The organism is Pseudomonas sp. BIGb0176 (assembly GCF_024810175.1).
Classification (GTDB): Bacteria; Pseudomonadota; Gammaproteobacteria; order Pseudomonadales; family Pseudomonadaceae; genus Aquipseudomonas; species Aquipseudomonas protegens.
Genome location: NZ_JANUEC010000001.1, coordinates 1,483,822 through 1,500,635, shown reverse-complemented (window position 1 = coordinate 1,500,635; position 16,814 = coordinate 1,483,822). Strand labels below are relative to the sequence as shown.

Sequence of the window (16,814 nt, the reverse complement as noted above, 5' to 3'; positions counted from 1 at the left end):
AGTGGGGTTTATCGATGATCAGGGGCGGCAGCAGAATGGGCAACACCTGATTGCTCAAGGAGTCATCCCATGCCCAAGTCCGTTGTCGCTGCCCTGCAGATCGGGGCCTTGCCTGAAGGCAAGGCCGCCACCCTGGAACAGATCCTCTCGTACGAGGCCGCCATCATCGAAGCCGGCGCGCAGTTGGTGGTGATGCCCGAAGCGCTGCTGGGGGGCTACCCCAAGGGCGAAGGCTTCGGCACCCAGCTGGGCTATCGCCTGCCGGAGGGTCGCGAGGCCTTTGCCCGCTACTTCGCCAATGCCATCGAGGTCCCCGGGGTGGAAACCGATGCCCTGGCCGCGCTGTCCGCCCGTACCGGAGCCAACCTGGTGCTGGGTGTCATCGAGCGCAGTGGCAGCACCCTGTACTGCACGGCGCTGTATTTCGACCCGCAGCAGGGGCTTTCGGGCAAGCATCGCAAACTGATGCCCACCGGGACCGAACGCTTGATCTGGGGCAAGGGCGACGGCTCGACCCTGCCGGTGCTGGACACCCAGGTCGGCCGGGTGGGCGCGGTGATCTGCTGGGAAAACATGATGCCGCTGCTGCGTACCGCGATGTACGCCCAGGGCATCGAAGTCTGGTGTGCGCCCACGGTGGACGAGCGGGAAATGTGGCAGGTGAGCATGCGCCATATCGCTCACGAGGGGCGCTGCTTCGTGGTCAGCGCCTGTCAGGTGCAGGCCTCGCCCGAAGAGCTGGGGCTGGAGATTGCCAACTGGCCGGCCCAACGGCCTTTGATTGCCGGCGGCAGCGTGATCGTCGGGCCCATGGGGGACGTACTGGCCGGCCCCCTGGTGGGCCGGGCCGGGCTGATCAGCGCGCAGATCGATACCGCCGACCTGGTGCGGGCGCGCTATGACTACGACGTGGTCGGCCACTACGCTCGCCCGGATGTGTTCGAACTGACGGTGGACCAGCGCCCCCGTCCCGGGGTGCGCTTTACCTGAGCCGGCGCCATTGCTCGCGGGTGATTTCCCAGATGTCCACGGGGAATCGGCCACTGACGAACTCACCGTCCTCGGAGCGGATCAGGCGCATGCCCGCGCGTTCGGAAATCCGCCGCGAGCCCTGGTTCGGCGCGGCCTTGGGCACCCGCATCAAGGGCCGTTGCAGTACCTCGAACCAATAGTGGTCCACCACCTTGCAGGCCTCGCTCATGTAGCCCTGGCCCTGCCACGGCGGGGCCAGCCAGAAGCCGCGGTTGTTGTCGGCTTCGTCCATCAGGCTGATGCTGCCGATCATCTGCCCGGGATTGCTGCGCAGGCGCAGCGTCCAGTGCCATTCCGTGCCCCGGGCCATCGCCGGCAGCGCCATGTCCCGCAGGAAGCTCAGGGCGCCGTCGGCCGGGTAGGGCCAGGGCACCAGGGCGTTGAGGTAGCGCACCACCTCCCACTGGGGGAATAGCTGCTGGATGGCGTCGGCGTCCGCCAGTTCCAGGGGGCGCAGCAGCAAGCGTTCGGTGCACAGCGCGGGCGTGGGGTGTGAGTCCATTGGCAAGCGATCCAAGGTGGCAAGGAGGCGTTGCATAGTCCCTGCAATGTCATCGATCACGCAAGCCGTGATGGATTTGACGCGGCCCGGGCGCTGCCGTTGAATAGCCCCCTGGTTCAGCCCCGCGACTCCTGGAAACCCTCTGTGCTTAGAAACGTCACCGACATGGACCTGCGCCTGCTGCGGATTTTCTCCGTAGTGGTCAAGTGCGGCGGTTTCACCGCGGCCCAGGCCGAACTGAACATGAGCCAGTCCAATATCAGCATGCACATCTCCAGCCTGGAAAAACGCCTCGGCTATCGGCTGTGCGAGCGCGGCAAGGGCGGCTTTCGCCTGACCGAGAAGGGCCAGCGGATCCTGGCGGCGGCCCAGGCGCTGTTCGGCGCGGTGGAGGCGTTCAAGAGCGAGGCCCAGGAATTGTCCGGGCGTTTGGTGGGGGATCTGTACCTGGGGCTGGCGGACAACATCGCCACCTTGCCCGCGGCACGCATCGACGCGGCCATCGCGCGCTTCTATCGCCGCGAGCACGACCTGCACCTGCATGTGTTCATCAATTCGCCCACCGAGCTTGAGCGGGCGGTGATCGACGGCCAGTTGGACCTGGCCATTTCCTATTTCAGCCGCAGCCTGCCGACCCTCGACTATCAGCCACTGTACGCCGAGGAAATCGCCCTGTTCTGCGGCGCCTCGCACCCGCTGTTTCCTGTCCTGGAGCCAGAGCTTGCGCACATCAAGGCCTGTGACTGGATCAAGCACGGTTTCCTGCCCGCCAGCCAGGTGCTGCCGGTAACGCCCCAGCGCGCCTCGGCCACCGCCTACCACATGGAGGCGGTGGTCCACGGGGTACTGGCGGGCACCCACCTGGGCTACCTGCCCAGCCACTATGCCCAGCCCTGGGTCGCGGCCGGGCAGATGCGCGTGCTGCACCCCGAGACGCTGCGCTACGAGGTGCAGCACAGCATGATCACCCACGCCGGGCATGCCCGTGGCGAAGCGCTGAAGGCCTTCATCGCCGACCTGCTGGCAGAGCATGGCGGCTGATCCTGCGCTTCAGCCCAGGCAGCGGGTCAGGTGCTTGATCGACTGATAGGCAGCCAGCCCCCAGGGGCCCAGTTCCCGCCCGATGCCGCTGCCCTTGGTGCCGCCCCAGGAGGTTTCGACGAACACCGCCTGCAGTGAATTGATCCACACGTGGCCCACGTCCAGGGCGGCGGCGACCCGTTCGGCGCGCTGCATATCGGCGCTGATCACAGTGGCCACCAGGCCGAATGCGCTGTCGTTGGCCAGGGCCAGGGCCTGTGCTTCGTCACTGAAACGGCGCATGCACAGCACCGGGCCGAAGATCTCCTCTTGCCACAACCTGCTGCTGGTGGGCACATCGGTGTACACCGTGGGCGCCACGAACCAGCCCGGCCCGGGCAGGGCATGGCCGCCCACCAGGCATTCCAGGCCCTCGTTCCTGGCCTGTTCCAGGTAGGTGCACACCGTGCGCCACTGGGCCTGGCAACTCAGGGGGCCCATGTCCACTTCCTGCTCCAGGGGGTTGCCGACCCGCAGGGCCAGCAGGGCACTGCGCAACCGCTGCAGCAAAGCATCGGCAATCGACTCGTGGACCAGCAGGCGCGAGGTGGCCGAGCACATCTGCCCGGCGTTCCAGCAAAAGCCGCCGATGATCCAGTGCACTGCCTGGTCCAGGTCGGCGTCGGCGAATACCAGGATCGGCGACTTGCCCCCCAGCTCCAGCGTCAGTGGCCGGCAGAAGGCGGCGGAGCTGGCCATCACTCGCTGGCCGGTGGCAGTGCTGCCGGTGAACGACAGCTTGTCCAGCCCCGGATGCTGGCTCAGGGCTGCGCCGGTTTCGCCGGCGCCGGCCACCAGGTTCAACACGCCCGCCGGCAAGCCCAGGGCGTCGGCGATTTCGCCGTAGACCTGCTCGATCAGGGGCGTCACTTCCGAAGGCTTGAGCACCAACGTGCAGCCCGCGGCCAGGGCCGGGGCCAGCTTCCAGGCACTGGTGACCAGGGGGAAGTTCCAGGGCACGATCAGCCCCACAACGCCCAGGGCCTCGAACCTGCAGTGGGCACTGAAGCCCGGAGCCTGCAAGGGCACCGGTTGATCCTGGCGGGCGTCCAGCTGGGCAGCGAGGCCGGCGTAGTAGTCGAAGGTGGCGATGGCGTCGTCCAGGTCCAGTTCGGCTTCGTGCCGCGGCTTGCCGTTATTGCGCATCTGCAGGGCGATCAGCCCTTCGCGGCGTTGCTGCAGGTGCCGGGCGAAGCCTTGCAGGTACTCGGCACGCCGGGCGCCGCTGAGGCTGCGCCACCCGGGCAGGGCCCGGCGCGCGGCCTGCACCGCCAGGTTCACCTGATGGGCGCTGGCCGCCGGTACCTGGGCCATGATTTGGCCCAGGGACGGGTCATGCACCGGCATCGGCGCGCCGTCGCCATCGACCCAGTGGCCGTCGATAAACAGGGCCGGTTTCATGGGCGGGCTCCTGGCAGGACGCCGTGCACGGCGTTGCGGAAGATCTGGCTGTAGTCGGCGGCGCTCAGCGGTCGGGCATTGGTGTCGGAGGACGAAATATCCGCCAGGGCCTGGGCCCCGACCCACTCGGCTTCATGGCTGTCCAGGCCGATATCCGCCAGGCAGTGGGGGATGCCCAGCTCGGCGCGCAGGGCCAGGATCCAGTCCAGGAACCCCTGGAAATCCCCCCGGGGCAAGTCCAGGTAACGGGCCAGGCGCCCGATCTCCTCGGCAATCACCGGCTGGTTGGCCACCAGCACATAGGGCAGGAGGACGGCATTGAGCAGGCCGTGGTGACGGTGATAGCGGGCGCCCAGCGGGTGGGCCAGGGCGTGGACGCCACCCAGGCCCTTCTGGAAGGCCACCGCAGCCATCGCCGAGGCCACCAGCATGCCTTCCCGGGCGTCCAGGTCCTGGCCGTGGCTCACTGCCCGGCGCAGGTGCTGCTGCACCAGGCGCATGCCTTCCACGGCAATCGCGCTGGACATCGGATGGTACAGCGGCGAGCAGAACGCCTCGATATGGTGGGTCAGGGCATCCATGCCGGTGGCGGCGGTCAGCGCGGGCGGCAGGCCGCGGGTCAGCAGCGGGTCGAGGATCACGCAGGCGGGCAGCAGTTCGGGGTGGCTGATGACCCGCTTGACCTGCTGCTGGCTGTCGGTCAGTACCGCTTCGCGGCCCAGTTCGGAGCCGGTGCCGGCAGTGGTGGGCAGGGCGATCAGGGGCGGCAGGCCCAGGCGCGGAAAGTCACTGAGGCTCGGGTAATGCTCGATCACCCGGGACCACTCGAAACGCTGCAGCCCTTGCGGGTCCACGGCGGCCAGGGCGATGCCCTTGGCGGCGTCCATGGCGCTGCCGCCGCCCAGGGCGATCAGCGAGTCGTGGCCGCCGGCCCTGAAGGCTTGGACGCCGCGCTGCACATCGTCCAGGCTCGGGTTGCTGGCCAGTTCGGTAAATACTGCAAAGCCCTGGCGGCTCTGCTCCAGGTGCGCGGTCAACAGGCCAAAGGGTTCCAGTTCGAGCATGCCCGGGTCGGTGACCAGCAAGGGCCTGGCCATGCCCAGCAGGGCGCAGCGCTGGGCCAGGCCGTGCAGGGCCTCGGCGCCGCAGAAGATCTCGGTGGGGTAATTCCAGTAATGGATGGACGGGGGCATCGATGGTCTCCAGAAACATCAGGCGTGAAGCGGCCGGCGCAGCAGGCGCCGGGCCAGTAGCGGGGAGGGAATGCGCTGTCGCTGACAGCGCATGAGGATTCAGCCGCGGTCGGATGCGCTGCTGTCGCGGCGCAGGTAGGGCTTGGCCAGGACCATGTAGATCAGGCCCAGCACGGCCAGGGTCGAGAACACCAGCACCACTGCCCAGACCTGGAACCAGGGCGCTCCGGGCGGCGCCAGGGATTCCCGCGGCCAGGCCACGTTGACGCTCTCGAACAGCAGCCAGACAAAGGCCGCGAGGTTCACCGGCAGGCCCCAGCGGCCGAGGTTGAAGACCCCGGCGTCGGGCCGCCAGCGGCCACGCAGGCGATGGACCAGGGCGCAACCGATCACGATCAGGAACACCATGAAGAAGCCCCCGCTGCCGAAGGCGATCAGGGTGCCCACGGCCGTGGCGTTCAGGCCCAGGGCCAGGCCGAAACTGGCGAACAGGGTGCAAACGAGCATGGCGGCGAAGGGTACCTTGCGCCCATCCACCCGGCGCAGGAACGCCGAGGCGGGCAGGATCGAGTCCCGGGCCATGCCGAATACCGCGCGGCCGATATAGGTCTGTACCGAGACCACGCAGGCAATGAACGCCACCAGCACCACGCCGACGAAGGGCCGCTCGGCCCAGGCGCCAAAGGCATCCACCACCGCCGGGGTGACCGGGTCCACCACCTGGCCGGCCACCAGGCCCGCGGTGTCGGTGAACGACAGGGTCACGGCAAAGGCGGTGAGCATCACCGTCAGCCCCACCAGCAGCATCGAGCGCAGGATGGCCCGCGGCGTGGAGGTGCGGGCATCGGCGGTTTCCTCGGACACCTGGGAGCAGGCATCGAAGCCGAGAAAGGCCCAGCCGCCCACTGCCATGGCGGTGACGAAGCCGCTCAGGTAAGTGCCATCGCCGCTGACGCTGTTGCCCAGGCCTTCCAGCAGCAGCGACCAGGAGTGGTTGCGAAAGAACAGCAGCAACAGCACGCCGATGCCGATGGAGGCGATGGCTTCGGCGATGATCCCGGCGTTGACGAAGTACTTCAGCGGGTTGATCCCCAACAGGTTGACCCCCAGCCCCAACGCCAGCAGCACGGCGCCGCTGGCCACCTGGGCATTGGCCGAAGGCGGCGTGCCGGTGACGAACAGCCACAGCCAGAACCCGCCCAGGTAGGCCACGGTGGTCAGGGAAGCCAGGGCCGAGGCCAGGTACATGAAGCCGGTGAACCAGGCCCAGCGGTCTCCAGCCAGGCGCTTGACCCATTGATAGCAACCGCCGGCCAGGGGGTACTGCGAGGCGAGTTCGGCATAGACCAGCGCCACCAGCATCTGCAGGGCCAGGCACAGGGGCACGATCCAGACCCAGGACGGGCCGGTGCTCATGGCGCCCAGGGCCATCACCGAATAGATCCCCACCACTGGCGAGACCGTGGCAAAGCCCACGGAGAACGACGACCACAGGGACAGGCCGCGGTGCAGCTCCTGGCGATAGCCCTGGTGGTGCAGCAAGTGTTCATCGGTGCCCGGAGCGGGCTGGAAGTCAGTCATGGCGCACCTCGTTCAAGGGGCGGGCGCCACGATGCAGGCCGACGCAAGGGCGGCGTGATGGGGTAGTTGACATAGCGGTTCCTGGAGTCGGCAGATCAGATTGTTATTGGGATGGCCTTTAGCTGTTGTTTTTGGCGTACCGACATTGCCTGGCCTGCAGCAGCAGGCCAGGACGAGCTTACGGCGGGCAAACATCAAGATGAATACATGGATTGGTAAGCTGGCATCTGCATTTGCTGATGTTTTGCAGGGGCCGGCGACTGCCCGGCCAGCGCCAGGCATCGAGGGGATATCAGCGGGAAGCGTGGTGCTTGCCGAGCTCCAGCCGTTCACCGAGAAAGTCGACGAACACCCGCAGCTTGGGCAGCAGGTGACGGCTGCTGGGCCAGAGGATGGAGAACTTGCCGCGCTCTTGCTGGTAGTCGTCCAGCACCGCGACCAGGCTGCCATCGGCCAGGGCCCCGCAGACCACGAACTCGGGCACGTAGGCGATGCCCAGGCCCTGGGTGGCGGCGTGGATCAGCGATTCCAGGTTGTTGCTGGTCAGGGCACTGCCCAGCACCAGCGGCGGGGCTCCGTCGGGCAGGCGCAGGCTCCATTGCTGCAGCAAGCTGCCGCCGGGGAACTTGTAGCGCAGGCAGGCGTGCTGCTCCAGGTCCCGGGGCGTGCGCGGGGTGCCGCGCCGGGCGAAGTAGCCGGGGGCGCCGACCAGCACGAAGCCGAAGGGCCCCAGGTTCCTGGACTTGAGTTGCGAGTCCGGCAGCTCGCCACTGCGGATCACCGCGTCCACGCCTTCGGCGATCACGTCGATCAGCCGGTCGTTGAAGTCCAGGTCCAGCTCGATGTCCGGGTAGCGCGCGGAAAACTCCGGGAGGATCGGCAGCAGCATCCGATAGCCGATGGCCGGCAGGCTGACCCGCAGCCGGCCCCGGGGCTTGTCGCTGATCCGCGCCAGTTCGGCCTCGGCCTCTTGGACTTCGGCGACGATGCGCTGGCCGCGCTCATAGAACAGCGCGCCTTCATCGGTCAGGCTGATGCGCCGGGTGCTGCGGTTCAGCAGGCGCACGCCAAGGCGCTGCTCCAGGCGCGCTAGGGCCTTGCCCACCGCCGAGGCAGACAGCCCCAGGCGCCCGCCGGCGCCCACCAGGCTGCCGCTCTGGACCACGCTGACAAACACCTGCAAGCCGTTTAGGTTGTCCATCGTTCACCTCGATTACAGCGTTTTTGTCCGTAAAGAGCGGAAGAATGCCCTGTTTTTCAGTGATTGCGGCATACCTACCATGGATTTTTCTTAGCCCACCCCTGGTTGCCAGGGCTTGAGAGGTCCGTGTGAATCCCGAACTCGAATTACCCCTGGGGCAGGCCGCCCAAAGTCGCCGGCAGTCCGCCCATGGCGTGCTGGCCGCGGTGTGCCTGGCGGCCCTGATGCTGCCCCTGACCTTTGTCGGGGTAGCGGTGGCGACCCCGGCCATCGGCCATGAACTGGGGGGCAGCCCGCTGGCCCTGAGCTGGACCACCAATGCCTTCATGCTGACTTTTGGCAGCGTGCTGATGGCCGCCGGCACCCTGGCCGACGAATTTGGCCGCAAGCGCCTGTTCAGTCTCGGCGTGGCGCTGTTCGGCCTGAGCTCCCTGGCCCTGGTGTTCGTACCGTCGCTGCTGTGGCTGAACCTCTTGCGCGGGGTCCAGGGGCTGGCCGGTGCCGCCGCCCTGGCCGGTGGTTCGGCGGCCCTGGCCCAGGCCTTCGACGGCCCGGCGCGAACCCGTGCCTTCAGCCTGCTGGGCACCACCTTTGGTGTCGGCCTGGCGTTTGGCCCGATCCTCGCCGGGGTCCTGGTGGAACAGGCCGGCTGGCGCGGGATCTTTGTCTCCGGGGCGCTGATCGGCGGCCTGTCCCTGGCCTTTGGCGTGCCGCGCATGCAAGAGTCCCGCGACCCCGACGCCCAGGGCGTGGACTGGCCCGGCACCCTGAGTTTCACCCTGGCGCTGGTGCTGCTGACCTGGGGCATCCTGCAGGCCCCGCAAAACGGCTGGAGCAGCCCTTGGGTTCTGCTGTTGCTGGCGGGGGCGCTGCTGGCACTGTGGCTGTTCATCGTCGTCGAGCGGCGTGCAGCGCGGCCGATGCTGGATCTGTCGCTGTTTCGCTATCCGCGTTTTGTCGGGGTGCAGGTGCTGCCCATCGCCACCTGCTATTGCTACGTGGTGCTGCTGATCCTGTTGCCGATCCGCTTTATCGGCGTCGAAGGCTACAGCGCCATCGATGCCGGGCTGCTGATGCTTGCCCTGTCGGCGCCGATGCTGGTGGTGCCGTTCGCCGCGGGCTGGCTCAGCCGCTGGTGCAGCGCCGGCAACCTGTCGAGCCTGGGCCTGTTGCTGGCTGCCGCCGGGCTGTGGTGGCTGAGCCGGATCGCTGCGGGCCAGGCGCCGGCCGATCGGATCTGGCCGCTGCTGCTGATCGGCCTCGGTAGTGGGCTGCCCTGGGGGCTGATGGACGGCTTGTCGGTGAGCGTGGTGCCCAAGGAGCGCGCGGGCATGGCCAGCGGCATCTTCAGCACCACCCGGGTGGCCGGCGAGGGCATTGCCCTGGCCCTGGTGGTGGCGCTGCTGGCGGGGCTGCTGCAGCACGCCCTGGCGGATCAGGCGCTGCCCGCCGAGACGTTGATGGGGGCTGCCCGGCAACTGGCCGGGGGGGACCTGCCCGGTACTCTGGCGGCCTTGCCGGTGCTGGGCCGGGAGGGGGTGCTGGCCCTGTACGGGCAGGCTTTCAGCCAGTTGTTGCAGGTGCTGACCCTGATGACCCTGCTGGCGGCGCTGGTGGTCTGGGTGACGCTGCGCGAGCCGCGCCAGCCAGGGCCGCCAGCGGCTTGATCAGCGGAACTCGAAGAATTCGTAGTGCAGGTTGCCTTGGGGAATCCGGCACTCGCTCATCAGTTCCCGGACCTGGCCCAGCAAGCCCTTGGGCCCGCAGAAGCTGACCTGGATCTGCTGCGGATCGGTTTCGGCCGCGGTGCGCTTGAGGGTCTGGGCCAGGGGCTCGGTGCCGCCGCAGTTGGCCACGAAGTTCACTCCCCGGGCCTGGGCCATGCCCTGCAGGGTGTCGACACTGGGGAAGGCCCGGGACGGGTTGTAGCAGTACACCAGGGTGGCCTTGTCGAACTGCCCGGCAGCTTCATCCTGCAGCCAGGAAATAAATGGCGAGATGCCCACGCCACCGCCGATCCAGATTTCCCGGGCAGCCGCCTGCGGCCGCTTGAAACGCCCATAGGGCGCGTAGATGTCCGCACGCATGCCGACCTTGACCTGGCGGCGCAGGCGTTGGGTGTAGTCCCCCAGGGCGCGGATCACGAATTCGATGCGCCCGTCATGGGCCTGGGCGCTGGCGATGGTGAACGGATGGGGTTCGCGCAGGCCTTTTTCCTGCATCGAGAGGAAGGCGAACTGCCCGGCCTTGAAAGGAAAGCCCCGGCCCTGGGGAATCAACTCCAGGTGCAGGGAGTTCTTCTCCACCCGGACCGCCGTCACCTGGTATTCGCCGGCCTTGGCCACCAGGGGGTAGAGCAGCAGCTTGTACAGGGCCCCAAGCACGCCGAGGACGCAGAGCAGAGCCAGCCAGATACCCGAGGGCGAATCCAGGGTGATGGGCGATTTGAAGCTCAGCCAGTGCAGGATGACGATCAGGAACAGCGGGCCGGAGAGCTTGTGCCACCAGCGCCACTGGCTGTAGGGAATGTTGCGGTTCAGTGCCAGCAGCACGATCAGGCCCAGGGCCACGTAGCTCAGCTGGCGGACCAGGCGCGTCCAGTATTTGGACAGTTCGAGGATCGGCACGCTGTTCCATTCATCCAGGTTGGCCTTGAACACCAGGTGGTAGCTGGCGAATGCCAGGGCCCAGATGCCCAGCCACTTGTGCGCCTCGTAGACCCGGTCAAGGCCGCCGAACAGCCGTTCGACCCAGCCCCAGCGGCTGGCCAGCAGGCAGGACATCGCCATGTAGGCCAGGGCTGCGGTGCCCAGGATCATGCTCAGGGTGGCCGAGGTCAGCCAGGTGGCGGAAGGGATCTCCAGCAGCAGGGTGACCGTGGTGATCAGCAGGATGCCGACAAGTGTGTGCCAGGTTTTCAAAGTGCATGACTCCGGTGAGGAAATGCCGTCATGGCGCAGCAAAGGGCGCGATGCATAAAGTGGATATGACAGGTTCAAAGCCAAAGGCTGGGTGGAATGTTAACGCTTTGGCGAGTATTCGTGGTGATCTGGGTCATCGGCCTGGCGTCGATAAAGTGTTGAAAATGATCGACTATCACTCGCATTCCGATTTCCCAGCCGCCGCCTCTGCAGGCGCGGGCAGGCGGCCAAGGGCCCCTGAACCGGGCAGTGTTCTTGCGGGCGCCTTCGCTGGCAAGCCAGCTCCTACAGGGTTGTGGGAAAGGTCAACGCGCTTGTAGGAGCCGGCTTGCCGGCGAAAGGGCCTCCAAGCCGGATGCCAGCCTCGTAAACGCCTTCTACAGGTGTTGCTTGCGGCGGGCGGCGGCTTCGCGGACGGCGGGGATGATCCAGCGCCCATAGTCGATGGTGTCGTAATAAGGGTCGTAGCCACGGTTGAGGAAGGTGGTCACGCCCAGGTCGACGTAGTCCAGCAGGGCCTGGGCCACGGTCTCCGGCGTGCCCACCAGGGCCGTGGTGTCGCCGTAGGCGCCAACGGCGCTGGCGGTGGGCATCCACAGGGCGCGGTCATGGCGGTCGCCGCGGGCTGCGGCCGCCAGCAGGCGTTCGGAGCCGGTGCCCTTGAGGCGCTTCTGCCAGGGGCTGCCGGCGGCGAACTGCGGGTTGGCGCGGATCTGCGCCAGGATCTGTTCGGCCCGTTGCCAGGCCAATTCCTCGGTGGCCCCCAGGATCAGCCGCACCGAGAGGCTGACCCGGGGCGCGGCCACCCCCGCGGCGCTGGCCGCGGCCTTGAGTTTGCCGATCTGTTCGGCTACCCCCTCCAGGGGCTCGCCCCACAGGGCGTAGAGGTCGGCGTGCTTGACCGCGATCTGGTAGGCGATGTCCGAGGAGCCGCCAAAAGAGATGGGGATGTGCGGCTGCTGCAGCGGCTTGACCGGGGAAAACGCGCCCTTGAGGTTGAAGTAGCGGCCTTCGAAGTCGAAGGGTTCTTCGGCGGTCCAGGTGCGGCGCACGATCTCCAGGTACTCGTCGGTGCGTCGATAGCGCTCGGTCTTGTCCAGCAGGGTGTCGCCTTCCTGGGGCTCGGCAGTGATGCCGGTAATGGCATGCAGGCGGATGCGCCCTCCGCCGGTGGTGTGGTCCAGGGTGGCGAAGGCCCGGGCCGCCACGGTGGGGGCGCTGAGGGCCGGGCGGTGGGCAATCATGAAGCCCAGGCGCTCGGTGTGGGCCGCGGCGTAGGCGGCAATCTGCAGGCTGTCGGCGCTGCCCGGGCCGCTGGCGATCAGCACTCGGTCAAAGCCCGCGTGTTCGTGGGCGCGCGCGTGCTCGCGGATGAATGCCAGGTCGAAGTCCGGGCTGCGCACGCCGCGGGTTTCGGACCATTGGCGGGGAAAGATCATGCCGACGAATTCAATGCTCATGGGGAGTGTCCTGAGGTCGCAGAAGAAGGAAAGTGCCTAGAAGCGGTAGTCCACCTGGGCCAGCACGGTGCGTCCGGGCATGGGCTGCAGGAAGGTGTTGGTGGAGCCGGCCAGGCCGCTGACGAAGTTCAGTTCGTTGGTCAGGTTGAGCACCCGCAGGGTGGTGCTCCACTGGGGCTGGCGGTAGTACAGGGCCAGGTCGAGGTTGTATTCGTCGGGGACCTTCACCGTCTTGCTCAGGTTCAGGTACCAGCTGCTGGTCCACCAGCCGGAGAGCTCGGCGCCAAAGCCCGAGTCGAAGCGGTAGTCGAGGTAGCCGCTGGCGGTGTACTCGGGGATCTGCAACGCGTCGAAGCGCCCGGAGGGCCGCTGGTTGAGGCTGTTGTTGTCGCCGAACACGGTGCCGTTGTCGGGGATGAACCCGGCGGAGGCGAAGCCGGCCTGGGAGGTGAATTCGTTGTAGGCGCTGAGCCGGGACAGGTTGAGGCCGCTGCGCAGGTGCGGGTCTGGCTGGTAGCGCAGGGTCGCCTCGGTGCCCTTGATGATCAGCCGGGCGATGTTGTTGCTGTCCGGGGACTGGTCCCGGGCCTGCTTGAAGGTGGCCAGGGTCATGAACAGCTGGTCGGGGATGGCTTCGACCTTCAGCCCCAGTTCATGCAGCACGCTCAGGCTCTGGAACGCCAGGGGGTTGAGCTGGTTGGCGCCACTGCCGCTGCCCCAGCCCAGGCCGTTGGAGAAGAACCCGGTGTTGACCGCCAGGGAGCGGTCGAAGGTGTAGTACAGGGTGCTGTTCTCGGTGGGTTTGACGTAGGGGCTGACCTGGAACGCGAACAGCCGGTAGTTGTGGCTGTCGCGCCGGTCGCTGCCACCTGCAAGGACGAAGGGGTTGTCGATCCGGGCGTCGATCCAGCAGCGGCTGGCACCGATGTTCAGGCCCACCCGCTCGCCCAGGCGCAGGTTGTGCTGGCTGAACAGGGTCTTGGTGGTCCAGGTGCTTTCGGCGGTGTAGGGCGCCACCGACTCGGCATACAGGCCGTGGCCGGCGGGGTACATGGCCGCCAGGTTGAGCCAGCCGTAATAGTTGGAGTATTGGGGCACCCCGGGCTGGCCGATCCAGGCGCCGTTGCCGCCGGCCGGGTTGCTGCCGGTCAACCCCAGCAGGTCGCCGGGGTTTTTGCCCGACGGGTCCAGAGTCAGGTCGTAGGCATTGATGGTGGAGCCGAAGTGGTTGTTGGCGGCGATCGACTGGTTGAACTCGCGGCGGTAGATCAACCCACTGTTGCTGTCGTCCCGCAGGGTCAGGTCGCCGAGCCGGTTTTCATTGCGTGAGCGGAACTCGAAACGGTTGTCCAGCAGGTTGTCCTTGGACTGCACCTGGAAGGCGCCCACGGCGTCGGTCAAGTCCCTGGAGCGCTGGTAGAAGGTGCTGTTGGCCAGGGTGATCGTCGGAGACAGATCGGCCTCGACCCGCAACTGGGTGGTGAAACGCCGCGAGCTGCTCTGGTCTTCGCCGCGCTGACCGGCCTGGGGCGACAGGGAGGTCAGGCCGTTGCCTGCCAGGCTCGGGTCATAGACCCAGCCACGCAGGGTGCCGGGGCTGGCCTGGGTGTTGGGCGAGGCGCCCTGGAAGCTGCCGTCGACCACGCTGTACTGGCCCTGGGCGTTGCGCTGGCGCTGCACCCAGCCCAGGTTCGGGGCATTGGCGGCGCCGGAGGCCAGCACCGGCGACCACAGGGTTTTGCCATTCTGGATGATCGGCGTGGCGCGCCCGGCGTAGTACTGGCCGCTATCCACCAGTTGCTGGGTGGCGCGGTTCCAGCCGTGGGTGATGTTGTAGTCGTAGTAGTTGTCGTAGCTGGCGTTCCAATCCACCCGCAGGTTGTCGTTGCGCCAGGCCAGGGCACCGTAGAAGGCGTCGAAGTTGTTGTCGACATTGTCGTAATAGTCCTGCTGGCGCTGCTGGGTGATGCTGACCCGGTAGGCCAACTGGTCGCTCAGGGGGCCGGTGTTGTCGATGCTGAACTTGCGCGAGTCCCGGGACTGGCCGTCCGGCACCCAGGCACCGAGCTCGCCGCTCAGACGGGTCTTGAATTCGCTGAAGTTGGGTTTCTTGCTCAGGTAGTTGACGTAGCCGCCGCTGCCGGACACCGAGCCATAGGTCACCGAGGAAGGGCCGGCGACGATGTCCGCGCCCTCATAGGCGTTGAAGTTGGCTGGGTGACGCACGCCGTAAGCGCGTTGGCCGTCCTGGAATACCTCCGAGCCCTGGGCGCGGAACTGCGGGGCGATGCCGGCGTTCTGCCCGCCACCGCGGGTGATGCCCGGGGCGTATTTGACCAAATCGTCGGCGCTGCGGATCGGGTCGTTGGCCAGTTGTTCGGCGTTGACCTGGGTGATCGAGCGCGGGGTGTCCAGGACCTTGGTTTCGGTGCCGCCATACACCGAGGTCGGTGGCCGGGTGGGCAGGGCATCGTCATCGGCCTGGCTGCTGGCCTGGACGGTGACGGTTTGCAACTGGGTATCGGCGGCGAAGAGCGGCGGCGCCAGGGAAGAAAACACCGTTACGGCCAGGGCCGGGCCGAATGCGGGGCGAGCGAAGGCGTTGGAGGGCATGGCACATGAGCCTCATATTGAATCGCATGAATGTTCTGTAGGAGCCGGCTTGCCGGCGAAGAGGGCCTGGAGGCTCGCGGTGCTCTTGCGGGCGCCTTCGCTGGCAAGCCAGCTCCTACGGGGTGTGTCGCGGTTGCGGTGGTTCCTTGTAGGAGCCGGCTTGCCGGCGAAGGGGGCCTGGAGGCTCGCGGTGCTCTTGCGGGCGCTTTCGCTGGCAAGCCAGCTCCTACGGTCGGGCGGTGGGTCAGGCGCTGTTGTTGAGCCACAACCTTTCGAAACGCCAGGTGCTGAACAGCGACTGTTCTTCCCGGGCGCCGCCCACGCGGGTGGAGACGCTGTCCAGCAGGTCGGCGTAGCCCCAGATCAGCATGCCGCCCCGTTCGTACTGGATCTGCTGGGCCTGGTGCACCAGGGCCGTGCGTCGTTGCAGGTCGGGTTGGGCCATGGCCGCGAGAAACACCTCGCTGAACTGCGGGTCGTTGAAGTGGGTCTTGTTGGACACGGCAAAGGGCGCGTCGGTGTGGATGGCGCTGGCCAGGAACGGCGCGCCGATGCTGCCGCCGGTGCTCAGGGTCCAGTCGTTGCGTTGCGGGCCCTGGAAGGTCGCCAGGTCCACCTGGCGGACCTTGAGGGTCACGCCGATGCGCTTGGCCTGTTCGGCCAGCACCAGGGCCGAGGTCAGGGCCGGCCCCGGGGTGGTCACCAGTTCCAGCTCGAGGTTTTCCTGGCCGGCCTCCTTGAGCAGTTGCGCCGCACGCTGCGGGTCGTGGGGGCGGGGCCCCAGGCTGTGGTTGAAGGTCGGATCGCTGGGGGCATAGAGGTCGTTGGCCACCCGGCCCTGGCCGTTCAGGGCGCGGCGCACCAGCTCCTCGCGATCCGCCAGCAGGCGGAAGGCCTGGCGCACCCTTGGGTCGTTGAACGGCGGCTTGTCCAGGTTCATGTCGAAGGACAGCCAGTTGCCGGTCACCGATTTCAGCAGCCGCACCCGCGGGTCGCGCTGCAGGACTTGCAACTGTTCGGTGGGCATCACGTTGGCCATGTCGATCTGCCCGGAACGCAGGGCCGCCAGGCGCGCCACCTGATCCTTGAAGTCGATGATCTCCAGTTCGTCGGCGTAGGGCTGGCCGTCCTTGTAGTAGTTGTCGAAGCGGGTGAACAGCGAGCGCTGGCCGGGGGTGAAGCTTTTCAGCTTGTAGGGGCCGGCACCCACCGGGTTGGTCACCGGGTGATAGTCCACCGGGACGATGCCACCGAAGTTGACCCAGGTTTCCGCCAGGGGCATGTAGCTACGGCCCTCGCGAAAGCTCAGGCGCACAGTGCGCTCATCGAGCTTTTGCAGGTTGTCGCGATCGACCCAGTGCAGCAGCGCCGCGTAGGGCGAGGCCAGTTGCGGGTCGGTCAGGCGGCGGATGGAGAAGATCAGGTCATCGGCGTCGATGCTCTTGCCGTGGTGGAATTCCAGGCCCTGGCGCAGGCGCAGGGTCCAGCTGCTGGCATCGGCATTGGGTTCGGCGAACTCCGCCAGGGCCAGGCGCGGTTGCATCTGCTCGTCCCATTCCCAGAGTTTGCTGTACAGCGCGAAGCCTCGGACGATGCCGCTGCCGATGGGCTTGTGGGCGTCCAGGTTGCCGCTCTGGTTGCCGTCGAGAATCCCCAGGCGCAGGCGCCCGCCGTAGCGCGGCTGGTCGCTGGCGACCGTGCCCGGGGTGCTGGAATTGTCCGCGTCGCAGCCGGCCAGCAGGCTGCTGCCCAGCAGCAGGCCGCCGCCGAACAGCGCGCTGTGGCCGAGAAAACGACGGCGGCTCAAGCCCGAGTAGTCCTGGCTCATGG

The 16,814-nt window shown here is 67.3% G+C and carries 12 protein-coding genes; 3 read left to right on the top strand and 9 right to left on the bottom strand.

The annotated features are described in order from the left end of the window. Positions 1–69: 69 nt before the first annotated feature. Positions 70–990: a carbon-nitrogen hydrolase family protein gene (locus M2395_RS06360; protein ID WP_011061198.1), complete on the top strand. Its 921-nt coding sequence runs from the start codon at positions 70–72 to the stop codon at positions 988–990. Here M2395_RS06360 and M2395_RS06355 read toward each other — a convergent pair. Beyond that, the gene (locus tag M2395_RS06355; RefSeq protein ID WP_011061199.1) at positions 983–1,534 is read right to left on the bottom strand and encodes a GNAT family N-acetyltransferase; all 552 of its coding nucleotides are present in this window, start codon (positions 1,532–1,534) and stop codon (positions 983–985) included. The genes M2395_RS06360 and M2395_RS06355 overlap by 8 nt on opposite strands. A gap of 144 nt (positions 1,535–1,678) precedes the next feature. Between M2395_RS06355 and M2395_RS06350 the strand changes: the two genes are divergently transcribed. Continuing rightward, a complete protein-coding gene (locus tag M2395_RS06350; RefSeq protein ID WP_011061200.1) occupies positions 1,679–2,575 on the top strand; it encodes a LysR family transcriptional regulator in 897 nt (298 codons plus the stop codon). Positions 2,576–2,584: 9 nt separating this feature from the next. On the opposite strand, the gene M2395_RS06345 is transcribed toward M2395_RS06350, so the two are convergent. The 4 genes from M2395_RS06345 to M2395_RS06330 all read right to left on the bottom strand — a co-directional run bounded on the left by M2395_RS06345 (position 2,585) and on the right by M2395_RS06330 (position 7,990). Further along, positions 2,585–4,015 carry an aldehyde dehydrogenase family protein gene (locus M2395_RS06345; protein ID WP_123430812.1) on the bottom strand — a complete coding sequence of 477 codons (1,431 nt, stop codon included), beginning with the start codon at positions 4,013–4,015 and terminating at the stop codon, positions 2,585–2,587. Beyond that, entirely contained in the window at positions 4,012–5,208 is a 1,197-nt protein-coding gene (locus M2395_RS06340) for an iron-containing alcohol dehydrogenase (RefSeq protein WP_123430811.1), read from the bottom strand. Before M2395_RS06340 ends, M2395_RS06345 begins: the two co-directional genes overlap by 4 nt. A gap of 99 nt (positions 5,209–5,307) precedes the next feature. Continuing rightward, on the bottom strand, positions 5,308–6,789 hold the full coding sequence (locus tag M2395_RS06335; RefSeq protein WP_123430810.1) for an APC family permease: 1,482 nt from the start codon (positions 6,787–6,789) through the stop codon (positions 5,308–5,310). Between the two features lie 292 nt (positions 6,790–7,081). Beyond that, the gene (locus tag M2395_RS06330) at positions 7,082–7,990 is read right to left on the bottom strand and encodes a LysR family transcriptional regulator (protein ID WP_053158391.1); all 909 of its coding nucleotides are present in this window, start codon (positions 7,988–7,990) and stop codon (positions 7,082–7,084) included. Between the two features lie 128 nt (positions 7,991–8,118). Between M2395_RS06330 and M2395_RS06325 the strand changes: the two genes are divergently transcribed. After that, positions 8,119–9,657 (top strand): MFS transporter, encoded by a 1,539-nt coding sequence (locus M2395_RS06325; RefSeq protein WP_123430809.1) that lies wholly within the window; start codon positions 8,119–8,121, stop codon positions 9,655–9,657. Here M2395_RS06325 and M2395_RS06320 read toward each other — a convergent pair whose 3' ends face one another. From M2395_RS06320 to M2395_RS06305, 4 genes are all read right to left on the bottom strand, one after another. Continuing rightward, positions 9,658–10,911, bottom strand: coding sequence for a ferric reductase-like transmembrane domain-containing protein (locus M2395_RS06320; protein ID WP_015635548.1), 1,254 nt, complete (start codon positions 10,909–10,911; stop codon positions 9,658–9,660). A gap of 377 nt (positions 10,912–11,288) precedes the next feature. Further along, positions 11,289–12,371 (bottom strand): LLM class flavin-dependent oxidoreductase, encoded by a 1,083-nt coding sequence (locus M2395_RS06315; protein ID WP_041118117.1) that lies wholly within the window; start codon positions 12,369–12,371, stop codon positions 11,289–11,291. Positions 12,372–12,407: 36 nt separating this feature from the next. Continuing rightward, positions 12,408–14,984 carry a TonB-dependent receptor plug domain-containing protein gene (locus M2395_RS06310; protein ID WP_123430808.1) on the bottom strand — a complete coding sequence of 859 codons (2,577 nt, stop codon included), beginning with the start codon at positions 14,982–14,984 and terminating at the stop codon, positions 12,408–12,410. Positions 14,985–15,228: 244 nt separating this feature from the next. Beyond that, entirely contained in the window at positions 15,229–16,812 is a 1,584-nt protein-coding gene (locus M2395_RS06305) for an ABC transporter substrate-binding protein (protein ID WP_123397392.1), read from the bottom strand. Between the last annotated feature and the right edge of the window lie 2 nt (positions 16,813–16,814).